General features: G+C 72.1%; 13 protein-coding genes. 9 read left to right on the top strand and 4 right to left on the bottom strand.

Features of this window, described 5'->3' with window-relative positions:
* Together ABD296_RS08110 and ABD296_RS08105 are read right to left on the bottom strand one after the other, a co-directional pair.
* The gene (locus ABD296_RS08110; RefSeq protein ID WP_344263173.1) at positions 1 to 1,002 is read right to left on the bottom strand and encodes an AurF N-oxygenase family protein; all 1,002 of its coding nucleotides are present in this window, start codon (positions 1,000 to 1,002) and stop codon (positions 1 to 3) included.
* A 61-nt stretch (positions 1,003 to 1,063) separates the two neighbouring features.
* Entirely contained in the window at positions 1,064 to 1,834 is a 771-nt protein-coding gene (locus ABD296_RS08105; RefSeq protein WP_344263171.1) for a TetR/AcrR family transcriptional regulator, read from the bottom strand.
* A 240-nt stretch (positions 1,835 to 2,074) separates the two neighbouring features.
* Between ABD296_RS08105 and ABD296_RS08100 the strand changes: the two genes are divergently transcribed.
* The 3 genes from ABD296_RS08100 (at position 2,075) to ABD296_RS08090 (ending at position 6,661) form a co-directional block, all read left to right on the top strand.
* The gene (locus ABD296_RS08100) at positions 2,075 to 2,845 is read left to right on the top strand and encodes an ABC transporter ATP-binding protein (RefSeq protein ID WP_344263169.1); all 771 of its coding nucleotides are present in this window, start codon (positions 2,075 to 2,077) and stop codon (positions 2,843 to 2,845) included.
* Positions 2,842 to 5,352, top strand: a complete 2,511-nt coding sequence (locus ABD296_RS08095; RefSeq protein ID WP_344263167.1) for an ABC transporter permease — start codon at positions 2,842 to 2,844, stop codon at positions 5,350 to 5,352. The genes ABD296_RS08100 and ABD296_RS08095 overlap by 4 nt, the downstream gene beginning before the upstream one ends.
* A gap of 97 nt (positions 5,353 to 5,449) precedes the next feature.
* Positions 5,450 to 6,661, top strand: a complete 1,212-nt coding sequence (locus ABD296_RS08090) for a pyridoxal phosphate-dependent aminotransferase (protein ID WP_344263164.1) — start codon at positions 5,450 to 5,452, stop codon at positions 6,659 to 6,661.
* A gap of 7 nt (positions 6,662 to 6,668) precedes the next feature.
* On the opposite strand, the gene ABD296_RS08085 is transcribed toward ABD296_RS08090, so the two are convergent.
* Positions 6,669 to 8,729: an ATP-dependent DNA helicase gene (locus ABD296_RS08085; protein ID WP_344263209.1), complete on the bottom strand. Its 2,061-nt coding sequence runs from the start codon at positions 8,727 to 8,729 to the stop codon at positions 6,669 to 6,671.
* A 295-nt stretch (positions 8,730 to 9,024) separates the two neighbouring features.
* Between ABD296_RS08085 and ABD296_RS08080 the strand changes: the two genes are divergently transcribed.
* The 3 genes from ABD296_RS08080 to ABD296_RS08070 all read left to right on the top strand — a co-directional run bounded on the left by ABD296_RS08080 (position 9,025) and on the right by ABD296_RS08070 (position 12,102).
* On the top strand, positions 9,025 to 9,522 hold the full coding sequence (locus ABD296_RS08080; protein ID WP_344263162.1) for a phosphoribosyltransferase: 498 nt from the start codon (positions 9,025 to 9,027) through the stop codon (positions 9,520 to 9,522).
* A 66-nt stretch (positions 9,523 to 9,588) separates the two neighbouring features.
* Positions 9,589 to 10,596 carry a DUF4192 domain-containing protein gene (locus tag ABD296_RS08075; protein ID WP_344263160.1) on the top strand — a complete coding sequence of 336 codons (1,008 nt, stop codon included), beginning with the start codon at positions 9,589 to 9,591 and terminating at the stop codon, positions 10,594 to 10,596.
* Between the two features lie 927 nt (positions 10,597 to 11,523).
* Entirely contained in the window at positions 11,524 to 12,102 is a 579-nt protein-coding gene (locus ABD296_RS08070; protein ID WP_344263158.1) for a TetR/AcrR family transcriptional regulator, read from the top strand.
* 130 nt (positions 12,103 to 12,232) lie between these two features.
* Here ABD296_RS08070 and ABD296_RS08065 read toward each other — a convergent pair whose 3' ends face one another.
* Positions 12,233 to 12,604 (bottom strand): hypothetical protein, encoded by a 372-nt coding sequence (locus ABD296_RS08065; protein ID WP_344263156.1) that lies wholly within the window; start codon positions 12,602 to 12,604, stop codon positions 12,233 to 12,235.
* A 578-nt stretch (positions 12,605 to 13,182) separates the two neighbouring features.
* Here ABD296_RS08065 and ABD296_RS08060 point away from each other — a divergent pair.
* From ABD296_RS08060 to ABD296_RS08050, 3 genes are all read left to right on the top strand, one after another.
* Positions 13,183 to 13,860: a polysaccharide deacetylase family protein gene (locus ABD296_RS08060; protein WP_344263153.1), complete on the top strand. Its 678-nt coding sequence runs from the start codon at positions 13,183 to 13,185 to the stop codon at positions 13,858 to 13,860.
* A gap of 36 nt (positions 13,861 to 13,896) precedes the next feature.
* Positions 13,897 to 14,418: a DUF1707 and DUF4870 domain-containing protein gene (locus ABD296_RS08055; RefSeq protein ID WP_344263151.1), complete on the top strand. Its 522-nt coding sequence runs from the start codon at positions 13,897 to 13,899 to the stop codon at positions 14,416 to 14,418.
* Between the two features lie 225 nt (positions 14,419 to 14,643).
* Positions 14,644 to 16,011, top strand: coding sequence for an FAD-binding oxidoreductase (locus ABD296_RS08050; protein ID WP_344263149.1), 1,368 nt, complete (start codon positions 14,644 to 14,646; stop codon positions 16,009 to 16,011).
* Positions 16,012 to 16,081 lie beyond the last annotated feature (70 nt).

Genomic DNA, 16,081 nt, shown 5'->3' with positions numbered 1-16,081 from the left:
TCAGGTGGCCTTGGGCGGTTCGACGGGACGGCGCGTCCCGGGCTTGTCCCAGATGCCGAACGCCTTCCAGACCCGCTTGTTCACCGGGTCGATCACGCCGAGCTCGGCCATCAGGTCGCGGATCTTGCCGACCGAGTTGGAGATCTCCGCCTGCGCGGCCGGGTTCTTGTAGGCCTGCCGGACGACGTCCTTGGGGATGTTGAAGTGCCGCACCATCGGCCCGGGCGGGGCCAGCATGATCCGCGCCATCACGCCGAGCACGATGGGGGTCGCGAAGCCGAGGATCCGGCGGCGCGCCGCGGGCATGTTCGGGATCCGGTGCTTGAGGTAGTGCCGGGCGAAGGAGATGTGCCGGGCCTCCTCCGCGATGTGGATCTTCATGATCGTCTCTTCGAGCGGGTGCTTGATGTGCCCGCCCTTGAGCGACTTGCGCTGCACGTAGTCGATCGGGTCCTCGCCGCCCAGCACGAACACGAAGAACATCTCGGTGCTGACGAGCGGGATCCACGGCGCGGCCTGCGCGATGAGGCTGAGCGAGCGCGGCATGCCCCGGATCGGCATCTTCGTCCGGTTCACGAATTCCTGGAACATCATTCCGTGGTGACATTCCTCGGTCGTCTCGTGGTAGACGTACCGGAACTCCGGGCGGCCGTTCGGCAGCCGGTAGGCGTAGTTCAGCAACCCGCGCTTGAGCAGGTTCTCGAACTGCAGGCCGATCTTCATGGCGGTGGCGACCCGCCACAGCCCGATCTGCGCCTGGATCTCCGGCGGCTGCGACCGGTACCACTCGGTCTCACCGAGCCGGTCGAACTGCGGCAGCACCCAGCGCGGGTCGTTCTTGTCGACGATGAACTCGGGGTCGTCCCACGGGATGTCGGCGTAGGCCTCCCAGTGCTTGTCGACCGACGCCTTGTTCAGGCGGTCGACGACGCCGAGGTACGACTTCCTGTCCTTGACCTGCTCGCGGACCTCGTCGGCGAGTTCGGTGGGGGCTTTCGGCATGTGAGGCGCTCCCTCGGGGGTGGTGCGGCCTGCGGGGGCCGGGGGTGTTTCCGTTTCGTGGCTAGGAGGCGCCCGCGGCGTGGGCCGCAGGCCGGTGCGCGTCGTCGCCGTCTGCGTCCGGCGCGGTGCCGGACGCGGCTTCGGGCGCGTGCGCGTCCGCGGGGGCGGGGGCGTTCGCGGGCGTGGGGCCGCCGGGTTCCGGGACGATCAGCTGGGCGATGTCCTTGACCTGGCGGAGCACCGCGGCCTGGTGGCCGCGGAAGTCGTCGTCGAGGGCGTTCTGGATGGACAGCCCGACGAACATCGCGAACAGGCCGCGCAGCATCGTGTCGGTGAAGTCGGGCGGCAGCGTGTTCGCGGGGAACAGCTTCTCGAACGTCTCCGCGATGGTCTGCAGGATCCGCTCGTTCAGGTCGGCGCAGAGTGGGCGCAGTTCCTCGTCGGTGCGGGCCGCCACCGCCAGTTCCATCAGCGCCTTGGCGGGCCGCCCGCGGAAGACCTCCCACAGCAGGTCGAGCGCGCCGGTGACGTTGCGCCGCTCCTTCGGCAGCACCGCGAACGCCGTCTCGTACGCGAGCCGCTGCGCCTCCAGCAGGTGCTCCAGCGCCGCCGCGACCAGGACCATCTTGGTCGGGTAGTGGTGCTGCTGCGCCCCGCGCGAGACGCCCGCGCGGCGGGCCACCTCGGTGGTGGACGTGCCCGACCAGCCGAGGTCCACCAGGCACTCCATGGTGGCCTCCAGGAGCCGGGCCTGCGTGCGCGACCGGCGTTCCTCCTGGGTGCGGCGCGTTCCGCCGCCGTGGCGCCGGCGCCGCCTGCTGCTCACTGACACGCCTCCGACGGTACGAGCCCACTTACAAGCAAGCAAGCCTGCTTGTATGTTGCCCGCATCACAATTGGACGGCGCGTCTTATTGATCTTGGGGCGGAGGAGTACCGCCGCCGGGGTAGCCGGTGCGGCCCGGCTGCCGCGCCGGAGGTACGCGCGGGCGCGCGGTTGCCGCCTCCGGGGTAGGCGCGGTGCCTCTCGCAGCCGGACGACGCGGCCCGTACCGGCGCCCGACGATCCCGGCATGGGAAACGCGGCAGAGGCAAGACGGACCATCGACGAGGCGGGCGCGGCCAAGGGCGGCGCCCGCACCGAACGGCTCACCAAGGTGTACGGAACCGGCGACATGGCGGTGCGCGCGCTCGACGAGGTCAGCGTGGCGCTACCGGCCGGGCGGTTCACCGCCATCATGGGCCCTTCCGGCGCCGGCAAATCGACGCTGATGCACTGCGTGGCGGGCCTGGAGAGCGCTACGTCCGGAAAGGTCTGGGTGGGCGACCAGGAGCTCGGGTCACTGCCAGACCGGCGCCTGACGCGGCTGCGGCGCGAGCGCATCGGGTTCGTGTTCCAGGCGTTCAACCTGCTCCCGACACTTACAGCGCGGGACAACATCGTCCTTCCGATGACCCTGGCCGGCACGGCCCCCGACCGGGAATGGCTGGACACCGTGGTGCGGGTACTGCACCTGGGGCAGCGGCTCTCGCACAAGCCGTCGGAGCTGTCGGGCGGGCAACAGCAGCGGGTGGCGCTCGCGCGCGCGCTGGTCACCCGTCCGCAGATCGTGTTCGCGGACGAACCGACCGGCAACCTCGACTCCCGTACGGGCGCCGAGGTTCTCGCACTCCTGCGCGGTGCGGTGGACGACCTCGGCCAGACGGTGGCGATGGTGACCCACGACCCGGTCGCTGCCGCCTACGCGGACGCCGTCGTCTTCCTGGCGGACGGACGCATCGTCGACGTCATGGACGAGCCCACGGCCGACCGGGTGCTCGACCGCATGCGGGACCTGTCATGACCGGGCTCGTCTTCAAGGAACTGTGGGGACGCAAGCGTCGCATGGCCGGCTCGCTGGTGGCGGTGTTCCTCGGCGTGACGTTCCTGACCGGAACGCTCGTCCTCGGCGACACGCTCGCGTCCAGCATCGACCGGTACTTCTCCGGCGCCTACGGCAGGAGCGACGTCAGCGTCCGCAACGCCACCAAGGTGAGCGACGAGCCGTGGGGCACGCGCGGCCAGATCGACGCGTCCGTGCTGGAGAGGGTCCGCCGGGTGGACGGCGTCGCGAACGCCGAGCCCGTCGTCCAGGGGTCGGGGCAGCTGCTCGCCAAGGACGGGACGACGATCCCCTCGCGCGGCCCGAGGACGGCCGGGAACTGGCTGAACGACCCGAAGCTCAACCCCTACCGGCTCGCCGCCGGACGGGCGCCGCGCGCGCCGGACGAGGTCGTCGTCAACAAGATGTTCGCCGACGAGGGGCACCTCGAGGTGGGCGACCGGACGGCCGTCCTCACCCCCGAACGCGTTGCGGTGACCGTCGTCGGCATCAGCAAGTTCGGCAGTGAGGACGCGTTCGGCGAGACGTCCTTCACCGCGTTCAGCCTCGAAGGCGCGCGGAAGTACGTCGCGAAGACGCCCGACCGCATCAGCAGCGTCGCGATCCGCGCCGCCGGCGGGGTGAGCCAGGACGAGCTGGCCGCGCGCATACGGCCTGTATTGCCCACCGGTACAGAGGCCGTTACCAATCGCGCTCAGGTCGACGAAGGCATGACCGCCGTACAAGACGGCTTCCTCACGGTGTTCCGGACCGTGCTCGGCGCGTTCGGCGGCGTGGCGCTGCTCGTCGCGGCGTTCAGCATCCACAACACCTTCGCGATCACCATGGCGCAGCGGACCCGCGAGTCGGCGCTGCTGCGCGCGCTCGGCGCGGGCCGCCGCCAGGTCGTCACGGTCGCCGGGGCCGAGGCCCTAGTGATCGCCGCGGTCGCGACCCTGGCCGGGCTCGCCGGCGGACTCGGCTTCGCGGCGCTGCTCCGGCTGCTGTTCACGCAGTTCGGGATCGGGATCGCGATGGAAAGCCTCACCGTCTCGGCGACCACGCTGCTGATCGCGATCCCGGCCGGATTGCTGGTGACGCTGGTCGCGGCGCTCGGGCCCGCGCTGCGGGCATCGCGGGTGCCGCCGCTGGCGGCGTTGCGCGAGGTCGCCGCGGAGCCGTCCCGCCCGTCCGACACCCGGGTGATCGTCGGCGGGGTGTTCGGGTCGGTGGCCGCCGGGACGGTCGTGCTCGGCGCCGCCGGCGGCCAGGTGGCGACGGCCGCCTCGGGCGCGGTGCTGTGCCTTGTCGCGATGGTGGTGCTCGGGCCGGTCGTGGCGCGCCCGGCCGCCGCCTTCGTCGGCGCACCGGCCGCCCGGCTGCGCGGCGTGGCCGGCGCCCTGGCCCGCGGCAACGCGATGCGCAGCCCGCGCCGCACCGCCGGCGCGGCGACCGCGCTGATGATCGGCGTCGGCGTCGTCACCCTGCTCACCGTGTTCGTCGGCTCGCTGCGCGCTTCGCTGGAGGACGGCGTCGCCGGATCGTTCAAGGGCCCGCTCGTCGTGGACGGCGGGAGCAACGAGACCGGCGGCTTCGACCCGCGGCTCGTCCAGGAGGCGGCCCGGCTGCCGCAGGTGCGCGCCATCGCGGGGCTCGGCACCGGAGCCATGCGGGTCGACGGCCGCGTCGCGACCGTCGCCGTCGGCGACCCGTCCGCGCTGCGCCGCGTCCTGGACCTGGACGTCAGGCAGGGCTCACTCGCCGGCCCCGGCACGTTCGCGGTCTCCAAGAAGATCGCCGACGACCGGGGATGGCGCGCCGGCTCCCGCGTCGGCCTCACGTTCGCCGACGGCACCGCCCAGCAGGTCACCGTCGGCGCCGTCTACGACGCCACCGACGTGACCGGCGACTACCTCGTCCCCCGGACGGTCTGGAACGCCCACACCCGCCAGCCGCTCGACACCCGGGCGTTCGTCGACCTGCGGCCCGGCGCGTCCGCCGGGTCCGCGCGGCGCGCGCTCACCGCGCTCGCCGAACCGTACGGCGCGCCGGACGTCGAGACGCGCGACGCCTTCATCGCCGCGCAGACCTCCGAGATGAACGGCTTCATCGCCGTCGTCTACGGGATGCTCGCCCTCGCGATCATCGTCGCGCTGCTCGGCATCGCCAACACCCTGTCGCTGTCGGTGCACGAGCGGACCCGCGAGCTCGGGCTGCTCCGCGCGGTCGGCGCGACCCGCCCGCAGATCCGGTCGATGGTCCGCTGGGAGTCGGTGATCGTCGCGGTGTTCGGCACCGCCGGCGGGCTCGGGCTCGGGGTGTTCCTCGGCTGGGGGCTCGGCGCCGCGCTCGGCGATCCGTTCGCGGCCCCGCCCGTCCAGCTGGCGGTGATCGCGCTGGTCGGCGCCGTGGCGGGCGCGCTCGCGGCGGTCCGGCCCGCGCGCCGCGCCGCGCGGCGGGCGATCCTCGCCTCGATCGCCGCCCCCTGACCGGGGCCGATCCGGTGGCCCGGCGCCCCGTCCCGCGGCCCTCGCGGATGGGGCGCCCGGGCGGATTCCGCCCGCCCGGCGCGGATATTGTGTGTCCATGCAGGTCAACCAGTCGGGCAAGCTGACCAACGTCTGTTACGACATCCGCGGGCCGGTGCTGAAGCGCGCCAAGCAGCTGGAGGCCGAGGGGAACAACATCCTCAAGCTGCACATCGGCAACCCCGCACCGTTCGGGTTCGAGGCCCCGCCGGAGCTCCTCCAGGACATCATCCGCAACCTGCCGGAGGCGCACGGCTACAGCGACTCCAAGGGGATCCTGCCCGCCCGCCGCGCCGTCGTGCAGCGGTTCGAGGACAACGGCGTCACCGGTCTGGACGTCGAGGACGTCTACCTCGGCAACGGCGTCTCCGAGCTGATCGTGATGACCCTGCAGGCGCTGCTGAACGACGGCGACGAGGTGCTGATCCCGGCGCCCGACTACCCGCTGTGGACGGCGTCGGTGTCGCTGTGCGGCGGCACCCCCGTCCACTACCTGTGCGACGAGGCCGCCGGCTGGGCGCCGAGCCTCGACGACATCGAGGCCAAGATCGGCGACCGCACCCGGGCGCTCGTGCTGATCAACCCCAACAACCCCACCGGCGCCGTCTACCCGCGCGAGGTGCTCACCCAGATCGTCGAGATCGCCCGCCGCCGGAACCTGATCATCTTCGCGGACGAGATCTACGACCGGATCCTCTACGACGACGCCGTGCACGTCCCGATCGCCTCGCTCGCCCCCGACCTGCTGTGCCTGACCTTCGGCGGGCTGTCCAAGAACTACCGGGTCGCAGGGTTCCGGTCCGGATGGGTGGTGCTGTCCGGCCCGAAGGAGCACGCCGAGTCCTACATCGAGGGCCTGGACATCCTCGCCAACATGCGGCTGTGCCCCAACGTCCCCGGCCAGCACGCCATCCAGGCCGCGCTCGGCGGCTACCAGAGCATCGACGACCTCGTCCTGCCCACCGGACGGCTCGGCGAGCAGCGCGACCGCGCCTGGAAGCTGCTCAACGACCTGCCCGGCGTCAGTTGCGTCCGGCCCGACGGCGCGCTGTACGTGTTCCCGCGGCTCGACCCCGAGATGTACCCGATCGAGGACGACATGCGCTTCGCCCTCGACCTGCTCGAACAGCAGAAGATCCTCGTCGTGCAGGGGACCGGGTTCAACTGGCCGTCCACCGACCACTTCCGCGTCGTCACCCTGCAGTACGCCGACGATCTGGAGGAGGCCGTCGGCCGCATCGGCGACTTCCTGAGCGCCTACCGCCGCTGAAGGGCCGTCACGATTCGGACGCGGCGGCGTCGAGCCGGCGCAGGGCGCCGCGCACCACGTCCGGGTCGGTCGTGGCCCAGAACGGCGGCAGCGAGTTCTTCAGGAAGCCGCCGTAGCGGGCCGTGGCCAGCCGCGGGTCGAGCACGGCGACCACGCCGCGGTCGTCCATCGACCGCAGCAGCCGGCCCGCGCCCTGCGCGAGCAGCAGCGCGGCGTGCGTCGCGGCGACGGACATGAACCCGTTGCCGCCGCGCGCCGCGATCGCCCGCGACCGCGCCGACGACACCGGGTCGTCCGGGCGCGGGAACGGGATGCGGTCCATGATGACCAGCTGCAGCGACGGGCCCGGGACGTCCACCCCCTGCCACAGCGACAGCGTCCCGAACAGGCACGTCCGCTCGTCCTCGGCGAACTGCTTGACCAGCAGGGACGTGGAGTCCTCGCCCTGGCACAGCAGCGGGTGCGACAGGTGGTCCTTCAGCTCGTCGGCGGCCTGCCGCGCGGCCCGCATCGAGGAGAACAGGCCGAGCGTCCGGCCCCCCGCCGCCTCGATCAGCTCGGTGATCTCGGTCAGGTAGGCGTCCGCGAGGCCGTCGCGCCCCGGCTGCGGCAGATGCCGCGCCACGTAGAGGATGCCGGACTTCGGATGGTCGAACGGCGAGCCGACGTCGATCCCGGACCAGGTGATCTCCGTGTCGTCCTTCTCGTCCTTGCCGTCGGTCGCGGTCCGCGCGAGGCCCTCGGCCGCGGTGCGCGCGTCCTTCGACGCGTTCTCCCCGAGCGGCGGCAGCCCCCACTGACGCGCCAGCGGCTCGAACGACCCGCCGAGCGTGAGCGTCGCCGAGGTGAGGACGGCCGTGCGCTGCTCGAACAGTGTCGTCCGCAGCAGGCCGCCCACGCCGATCGGCGCGACGTGCAGCGCCGGCGGACGCTTCGGACGTCCGTCCTGGACGAACGGCTTCTCCACCCACACCACGTCGAACCGCTGCGATATCTCGGGCTGGAACGCCTCCAGCATCCGCACGGCGGTGTCGTGCAGGTCCTCCAGGGACGACCGTGCCGCCTTGCGGGCGGCGGCGTCGCCCGGGTCGGCGTCCTTCTTCTCCGGGCCGATCGCCGTGACGCAGGCGTGCAGCGCGTCCCGTACGGCGGCGAGGGTGTTGCCCAGCGCGGGGGACAGGACGTCCATACGCCCGGCGGGCATATCCTCCAGCAGAACGCCGAGCCCTTCCGCGGACTCCTTGAGCCTGTCAGCGACGCCCTCTTCAATGAGCCGCCCGCAGCGCCGCGCCGCCAGCTCCACGGCCGCCGCGCTCAGGTCTCCGGTCGCGACGGAGGTGACCCGGTCGACCAGCTCGTGCGCCTCGTCCACGATCACCACGTCGTGCTCGGGCAGGACCTGGAACTCCTCCAGCGCGTCGATCGCCAGCAGAGCGTGGTTGGTGACCACGATGTGCGCCTCGCCCGCCTCGGCCCGCGCCAGCTCGGCGAAGCACTCCGTCCCCTGCGGGCAGCGCTGCGCCCCCAGGCACTCCTTCGCCGTGACGGCCACCTGGCGCCAGGCCTGCTCGCTCACCCCGGGAACGAGCTCGTCCCGGTCGCCGGTCGTCGTCTCCTCGGCCCACTCGTTCAGCCGCTTGACCTGGCGGCCGAGCATGGACAGCTGCTGCGGGTCGAACAGCCCGGAGCCGCCCTCGTCCTCGTCGGGCGCGCCCGTCTGCACCCGGTGCAGGCACAGGTAGTTGCGCCGGCCCTTCAGGATCGCGAACTTCAGCTCCCGGCCGAGCAGCGGGTTCAGCGCCTCGGCCAGCCTCGGCAGGTCGCGGTCGACGAGCTGGCGCTGCAGCGCGATCGTGGCCGTCGACACCACCACGGTGGTCTGCTTCTCGACCGCGTACCGGACCGCCGGGACGAGGTACGCCAGCGACTTGCCGGTGCCGGTGCCCGCCTGCGCGGCGATGTGCTCACCGGACGCGATGGCCTTCTCCACCGCCTGCGCCATCGTCAGCTGCCCCGGGCGCTCGGCGCCCCCGATGGCCTCGACGGCGGTGGACAGCAGGGTCGTCATGTCCGGAATCTGGGTATCGCTGCCGGTCAGCAGATCAGGGGCGGGCACGCCGCCCAACGCTACCGCCCGCGGGGGACACCCGCGCCCGGCCCCCGCGAACGAACCCGCCCGACCGGGCGGTCATTCCGCCCCTGACATGGCCGATCCCGGCCAGAAGGCCGCGCGCCCGGATCGGGCTCCCTTGGCAAGCGAGTCGGCTGCTCGACCCCCACCGTCCCGCGCCTGGGAAGGCCGCCCCGGACCTCTGCCCCGGCCGGTTGACGCCCTTCGGGACGGGTCGGCCAAGATAGGGGCCGTGTCTGCTGAAAGAGAAGTCCTGACCTGGGAGTTGTTCGGTACCGCCGGACGCGAACTCGCCCAGGAGATCGCCGCCAGCGGTTACCGCCCCGACCTGATCCTCTCCATCGCCCGCGGCGGCCTGTTCGTCGCCGGATCCCTCGGCTACGCCCTGGACGTCAAGAACCTGCACGTGATGAACGTCGAGTTCTACACCGGCGTCGACCAGCGCTTCGACCTGCCGGTGATGCTCCCGCCGGTGCCGAACGCGGTCGACCTGTCCGGTGCGCGGGTCCTGGTCGCCGACGACGTCGCCGACACCGGCGCGACCCTCAAGCTCGTCCGCGACTTCTGCGCCGACCACGTCGCCGACGTGCGCTGCGCCGTCGTCTACGAGAAGCCGCACTCCACCGTGAAATGCGAGTACGTCTGGCGGCACACCGACCGCTGGATCAACTTCCCCTGGTCGACCGAACCCCCCGTCGTCAGCCGCCCGCAGCAGATCCTGGACGCCTGACTCGGAGTTATCCACATTTTCGACAGGGGCTTCGCCCCGCCCGGCCCCGCTGCCAGTGTCGAAGGCATGACAGCACTGGTGATCCGCACCGCCCAAGACGCCATAGCCGCCGTCCCCTACCTGCTGGGTTTCCACCCGTCCCGCAGCCTCGTGGTGATCGGGTACGACGGCCCGCAGGGGACATGCGCCATCCGGCTCGATTTACCGGCCTCCGCCCCCACCGGCGAGCGCGTCGCGGGGCTGCTGTCGGGCAACGGGTTCCGCAAGGCGCTCCTGCTCGGCTACGGGCCGGCGGACGAGGTCGAGGGCTCCGCCGGCACCATGGCCGCCGCCCTCACCGCCGCCGGCCTCGCCGTGCTGGAGTCCGTCCGCATCGGCGACGGCCGCTGGTGGTCCCTCACCTGCACCGACGACTGCTGCCCCGCCGAGGGCACCCCCTACGACATCTCCGCCAGCGTCATCGCCGCGCAGGCCACCCTCGCCGGTCACGTCGCGCTCGCCGACCGCGACGAACTCGTCCGCTCCGTCCAGCCCGTCGACGGCCCCGCCCGCGAGTCCATGCGCCGCGCCACCGAACGGGCCGAGAGACGCTTCCTTTGCTGGGCCCGCGAACCCGCGTCCCGGTTCCGATCCCGCACCACCGAGGAGGGCCTCGACCACGTCCCCCGCATCCTCGCCCGGGCCCGCGGCGGCACCCGCCCCACCGACGACGACGTCGCCTGGCTCGGCTTCCTGCTCACCGACCAGCGCGTCCGCGACGAGGCCTGGATCCGCATCGACGAGGACGCCCCGGCCGCCGACATCGCCTTCTGGCGCGACGTCCTCCGCCGCGTCGAACCGCCCTACGTCCCGGCGCCCGCATCCCTGCTGGCCTACGCCGCCTACTCCGCCGGAGACGGCGGCCTGGCCAACGTCGCCCTCGAACGCGCCCTGGAAGCCGACCGCGCCTACTCCATGGCCGTCCTGCTCCGCGGCGTGATCGACGCCGGAATCCCACCGACGAAGGCCCGCATGCGCATGACCCCGCGCCAACTGGCCGCCGCCTACAACGAACCAGAACAGGAGGCCAGCTGACACCAACCGACCCACCCACCACGAAAGGGCAGAAGCACACGTCCCGGCCCCCGCCGCGCAGCACCCTTCCGCAAAAGCCGCCCCCCTGCCCCTCCGAAGAGACGACAGGCTCCTAAGGGGTGGAGCCCCCCACCGACGGTCAGGCGCGCCCCTTATGCCACGCATCTCCAGAGAGGGCGGCCCCCTACGGGGTGAGCCGCCCCGCGAACGGGTCCGCGCGCACCCGCCGTGCCGCCCCTCTCCAAGGAAGGAGACGCACCCCTGCAGGACAGGCCGTCCCGCGAAGGCCCCGCGCAGACCCAGCCCGCCGCGCCCCTCCGGGGGAGCCGGCGGCCCCGCGAGGAGAGCGGTCGTCCCGTGGACGGTTCGCGTAGGGGCCCGCCGGGCCGTCTCCGGGCGAGGGCAGCCAGCCCATGAGGGACGGGTCATCCTGCAGACGGCGGCATGTAGGTCCGTCGTGCCGGGCGTTTCCGGGGAAGGCACGGCCCGCTGTAGGGCAGGTCGTCCTGTCGACGGTCGTGCGCGGGCCCATCGTGCCGAGCCTCTCCAAGGAAGGAGGCGGACTCCTGCGGGACGGGCCGTTCCGCAGGAGTCCGTGCGCGGGCAGCGCGCCGCGCCTCTCCCGGGAGGCGGCGGGCTCCTGAGGGGCGGGTCGTCCCGCGGACGGTCGCGTGCGGGGCCAACGTGTCAGGTCTCTCCGGGGAGGGGGCGGTTCCTGGGGGAGAGCCGTCCTGCGGACAGGTGCGTGCGGGCCCATCACGCCAGGGCCCTCTGGAAGGCAACAGCCTTTCGGGCTGCAGGTGGTCCCTGCACGCGCGGGCCGATGGGCCGGTAAGTCGTGGTGCGCGCTGTGCTCGGAGGCGATCGCCTAGAGTCCTAGGTCTGTTAGGCAGAGGTGGCCTTCGAGGGCGGCCGGAGGGACGGCAGATGGCACGCGCGGGGCTGACCGCCGAGCGCCTCACGCGGGCGGCGGCGGACATGGCCGACGAGATCGGCTTCGAGAAGGTGACGGTCTCCGCGCTCGCGCGCAGATTCGGCGTCAAGGACGCGAGCCTGTACTCCCACGTCAAGAACCTGCAGGACCTCAGGACCAGGGTGGCGCTGTTGGCCCTGGAGGAACTCGCGGACGAGGCCGCGGCCGCGCTCGCGGGCCGGGCGGGCAAGGAGGCGCTGGTGGCCTTCGCGAGCGCCTACCGCACGTACGCGAAGGAGCATCCGGGGAGGTACACGGCGGCGCGTCTCCGGCTCGACCCGGAGACGGTGGCCGCCGGTGCGGCGGGTCGGCACGCGGAGATGATGCGGGCGATCCTGCGCGGCTACGACCTGCCGGAGCCGGACCAGACGGACGCCGTGCGCCTGCTGGGCAGCGTCTTCCACGGCTACGTGAGCCTTGAGGAGGCAGGCGGGTTCGACCACTCTCGCGCGGCCCGCGACGTAGACGACTCCTGGCGCCGCACCCTCGACGCCGTCGACGCCCTCCTCAAGAACTGGCCGCCCACCACCTGACCCCGTTCACCACCTGCGCCCGCCCCCGCGCCCGCACCCTGCGCCCGCACCCTGCGCCCGCCACACCGCCGCCGGTTCGTGCGGCCGATTCGTGTGGTGGGTTTGTGTGGCCAGTGTGCGAAAGGTGGGGTCAGGAGGAGACGGCTTGGCCGGGGGTGCCGGGGTCTATGCGGCGGTCGCGGTTGCGCTCGTTCCAGGCGCGCATGCGGGGCGGGTAGCCGACGATCTGCACGTCGTAGGCGGGGACACCGAGGTCGCGGGCGACCTTGCCGATGACCTTGGGGGAGCCGACGCGGCGGCGGGTCCACTCGCCGTCGTGGGCGACCGCGACCGCGGTGGTGTCGGTGGCGAACGTCTCCGGCTCGACGTAGAACTCGACGCCGCGGCGGTCGCGGGCGAAGGAGATCAGCGCCTCGATGTCGGCGTCTGTCGCCTCGCGGTCGAGCTTGGTCACCGTGGAGCCGCGGTGCCTGCGGATGCCGAATCGGTCCCGGAACCTCATCGCCTGTCCTGTCGTCGGTACGGGTCCCGGAGCGGGGGTTTCGGGACCGGTCGGGTGTCTGCGGACAACGAACTTCCGGCGTCACCGGGTTCCCGACACAGCGGCGGCGTCCCCGGCGAGCCGGGCACAGCACCCTAGACTGGCCGGGCCTGGGAGATCAACAGCGGGGGGTGTTGATGGACGGGCCGAACGTGGTCAGGCGGGCGGCCGCCGCCGTGCTCGCGGCCACCGTGTGCGGCGCGTTGAGCACATTGGGCCCGGGGCCGGGCCCACAGCGGGTCGGGCTCACCGCGGCGTCCGCTCCGGCGTCCGTACCTAAGAACCGCAGCGGTCCCGCTGGAAGCCAGCATGGCGGCGCGGGCAGCGCGGGCGTTACGGGCGGCGAGGACGGTGGTGCCGGCGGCGGCCAGGGCGGCGTCGGCGGCGGCCAGAGTGGTGCCGGTGGGCACGGTGGCGCGAGCAGCGGGCAGGGTGGTGGCGCGGGGTCCGGGCAAGGGAGCGTGGGTGCCGGGCAGGGTGGCGCGGGCAACGGCGCCGGTGGCGCTGGTGGCGGGCAGGGTGGTGCGGGCGGTGGGGCGGTGGGGGCTGGGGGGGTGCCGGGGGCGGCGTCTGCGGGGCGGGTGGACTGTCTGCGGGTGAAGTGTGTGGCGTTGACCTTTGATGACGGGCCCGCGGAGAGCACCGGGCGGCTGCTGGAGATCCTTGCCGCGCACCATGTGCGGGCGACGTTCTTCATCGTGGGGGAGCAGGCGGCCAAGTACCCCGATCTGGTGCGGCGCGAGACCGCGGCGGGGCACCAGGTCGCCGACCACAGCTACACCCACGCCGACCTCGGCAAGGCGTCCACGAAGAAGATCATGTCGGAGCTGACCAGGACGCAGGAGGCGATCCGGCGGGCGTCCGGGGTGACGCCGGTGATGCTCCGGCCGCCCTACGGGTCGGTGTCGAAGCGGCTGACCGCCATCACGCAGCGGATGGGGCTGGCGCAGGTGCTGTGGACGGTCGACCCGCTCGACTGGGAGCACCGGGACACCGGGTACGTCGAGCGGCGGGTGCTCAAGGCGGTGAGGCCCGGCTACATCGTGCTGATGCACGACATCCACCCGACGACGGTGGAGGCCGTCCCGGCGATCATCGAGAAGCTGGCGGCGAAGGGCTACACGTTCGTGACGGTGCCGGAGCTGTTCGGCGGGTCGCTCACCCCAGGGAAGGAGTACGTCCAGCTGAAGTCAGGGGAGCGTCAGGGTCTTCCCTGATGGTGCGGGCCCGTCGCCGCGCCGACCATGAGGTGTATGGACAGTGGTTACGCGGCGGGGGCTCTGCGGGTGTCGGACGCCGAGCGGGACGAGGTCGTCGGGCGGCTCCAGGAGGCGTACGCCGAGGGCAGGCTCGACCATGATGAGTTCGACATGCGCGCGCATCTGGCGATGACGTCGAAGACGCGGGACGACCTCGCGGCGGTCACCCGGGATCTGGCGCCGGTGCGGGGGCACGCCGGGGGCGCTCTGGAACTCGCGGAGCCGACGGGCGAGGACCGGATGCTGGCCGCGGCGGCGCACGCGGTGGCGGTGCCGACGCTGTTCGTCGGGCCGCTCGTGCTGATGCTGGTGAGCGGCAAGCGGTCGGAGTACATCAGGCGGCAGGCGAGGGAGGCGGTGAACCTCCAGGTCACCCTGCTACTGATCACGATCGTCACGTTCGGGGTCGGCGGGGCGCTGTACGCGGTGACGTGGATCCTGTCGTTCATCGCGGCGGTGTTCGCGCTCTCCGGGCGCGGCTTCCGCTACCCGTGGATCCTGCGCCTGGTGAAGTAGCCGTCCCGGCGAGGCGACGGCAGAGGACGGCGCGCCGGGGTTTGTCGGTGCGGACGGCAGGGGAGAAGTGAACGTTGGCCGCCGTCGGCGGCCGCGTCCCGAGGAGCCGGACCGCTGATGATCATCGCCGTGCCTTTATTCCCCTCTCTACCTGTGATGACCCTAACGTCCGGGTTATGTGGACGGTACATGGGATCATGGATTAACTATGCAAGGGAGGGGTAGATGACGGAGCTTGCGCTCAAGGGCGATCACCAGCGGGCGGTGGAGGCGCTCAGGCGGTCGTACGAGGCGATCCCGGCCGGCACGCCGGTGCGGCTGGCGAAGAAGACCTCGAACCTGTTCCGCTGGCGCGACCCCTCGGCGGCCCCCGGGCTGGACGTGTCCGGCTTCGACCGGGTGCTGAGCGTCGACGCGAACGAGCGGACGGCCCAGGTCCAGGGCATGACCACCTACGAGGACCTGGTCGACGCGACGCTTCCGCACGGGCTGATGCCGACGGTCGTCCCGCAGCTGAAGACGATCACGCTGGGCGGGGCGGTGACCGGGCTCGGGATCGAGTCGACGTCGTTCCGCGACGGCCTCCCGCACGAGGGCGTGCTGGAGATGGAGGTGCTCACCGGCGACGGGCGGATCGTCACCGCGACGCGCGACAACGAGCACTCCGACCTGTTCTACGGCTTCCCCAACTCCTACGGGACGCTCGGCTACTCGCTGCGGCTGAAGATCGAGCTGCGGCCGGTGCGGCCGTACGTCCGGCTGCGGCACCTGCGGTTCGGCGACGCGGCGGAGCTCGCGAAGGCGATGGGCGAGATCACCGAGTCCGGGGAGTTCGAGGGCGAGGCCGTCGACTTCCTGGACGGGACGGTGTTCAGCGCGGGCGAGCAGTACATCACCCTCGGCTTCTTCGCCGACGACGCGCCCTACACCTCCGACTACACCGGCCAGGGGGTCTACTACCGGTCGATCCAGGAGCGCTCGGTCGACTTCCTGACGGTGCGGGACTACATCTGGCGCTGGGACACCGACTGGTTCTGGTGCTCGGGCGCGTTCGGCGTGCAGAACCCGACCGTGCGGCGGCTGTGGCCGGACAAGTACAAGCGCTCCGACGTGTACCGCAAGATGGTCGCCTACGACCGCCGGTACCAGATCATCGCGCGTGTGGAGCGGTGGCGCGGGCTGCGTCCGCGCGAGGACGTCATCCAGGACATCGAGGTGCCGGTCGAGCGGCTGCCGGAGTTCCTGGAGTTCTTCCACGGCAAGGTGGGGATGAGCCCGATCTGGCTGTGCCCGCTGCGCGCGAGGGAGCGGTGGCCGCTGTACCCGCTGGAGGTCGGCCGCCCGTACGTCAACGTCGGGTTCTGGGGGACGGTCCGGCTTCCTCCCGGGCAGATCCCCGAGTACCACAACCGGCTGATCGAGCGCGAGGTCGCGAAGCTTGACGGCCACAAGTCCCTGTACTCGACCGCTTTTTACGGCAGGGACGAGTTCTGGCGGTACTACGACGGGGAGACCTACCGGCGGCTCAAGGGGGAGTACGACCCCGGCGAGCGGCTGCTGGACCTCTACGACAAGTGCGTGCGCGGACGCTGACCGGCGTCCGCGGATTCGGGGGTGGGACCCCGGGAGGGCCGGTGGTCGACCATCGTCGTCCCGTCCGGGG

The organism is Actinomadura napierensis (genome assembly GCF_039529375.1).
GTDB classification, from domain to species: domain Bacteria; phylum Actinomycetota; class Actinomycetes; order Streptosporangiales; family Streptosporangiaceae; genus Spirillospora; species Spirillospora napierensis.
The sequence above is the reverse complement of the archived record's forward strand: the minus strand, read 5'-3'. Positions and strand labels throughout refer to the sequence as shown.

What these genes read in the sequence shown, in the direction of transcription:
- ABD296_RS08050 (WP_344263149.1), top strand. Translation starts at nt 14,644, where the DNA reads ATGACGGAGCTTGCGCTCAAGGGCGATCACCAGCGGGCGGTGGAGGCG.
- ABD296_RS08070 (WP_344263158.1), top strand. Translation starts at nt 11,524, where the DNA reads ATGGCACGCGCGGGGCTGACCGCCGAGCGCCTCACGCGGGCGGCGGCG.
- ABD296_RS08055 (WP_344263151.1), top strand. Translation starts at nt 13,897, where the DNA reads ATGGACAGTGGTTACGCGGCGGGGGCTCTGCGGGTGTCGGACGCCGAG.
- ABD296_RS08090 (WP_344263164.1), top strand. Translation starts at nt 5,450, where the DNA reads ATGCAGGTCAACCAGTCGGGCAAGCTGACCAACGTCTGTTACGACATC.
- ABD296_RS08100 (WP_344263169.1), top strand. Translation starts at nt 2,075, where the DNA reads ATGGGAAACGCGGCAGAGGCAAGACGGACCATCGACGAGGCGGGCGCG.
- ABD296_RS08065 (WP_344263156.1), bottom strand. Translation starts at nt 12,604, where the DNA reads ATGAGGTTCCGGGACCGATTCGGCATCCGCAGGCACCGCGGCTCCACG.
- ABD296_RS08085 (WP_344263209.1), bottom strand. Translation starts at nt 8,729, where the DNA reads ATGACGACCCTGCTGTCCACCGCCGTCGAGGCCATCGGGGGCGCCGAG.
- ABD296_RS08075 (WP_344263160.1), top strand. Translation starts at nt 9,589, where the DNA reads ATGACAGCACTGGTGATCCGCACCGCCCAAGACGCCATAGCCGCCGTC.
- ABD296_RS08095 (WP_344263167.1), top strand. Translation starts at nt 2,842, where the DNA reads ATGACCGGGCTCGTCTTCAAGGAACTGTGGGGACGCAAGCGTCGCATG.
- ABD296_RS08110 (WP_344263173.1), bottom strand. Translation starts at nt 1,002, where the DNA reads ATGCCGAAAGCCCCCACCGAACTCGCCGACGAGGTCCGCGAGCAGGTC.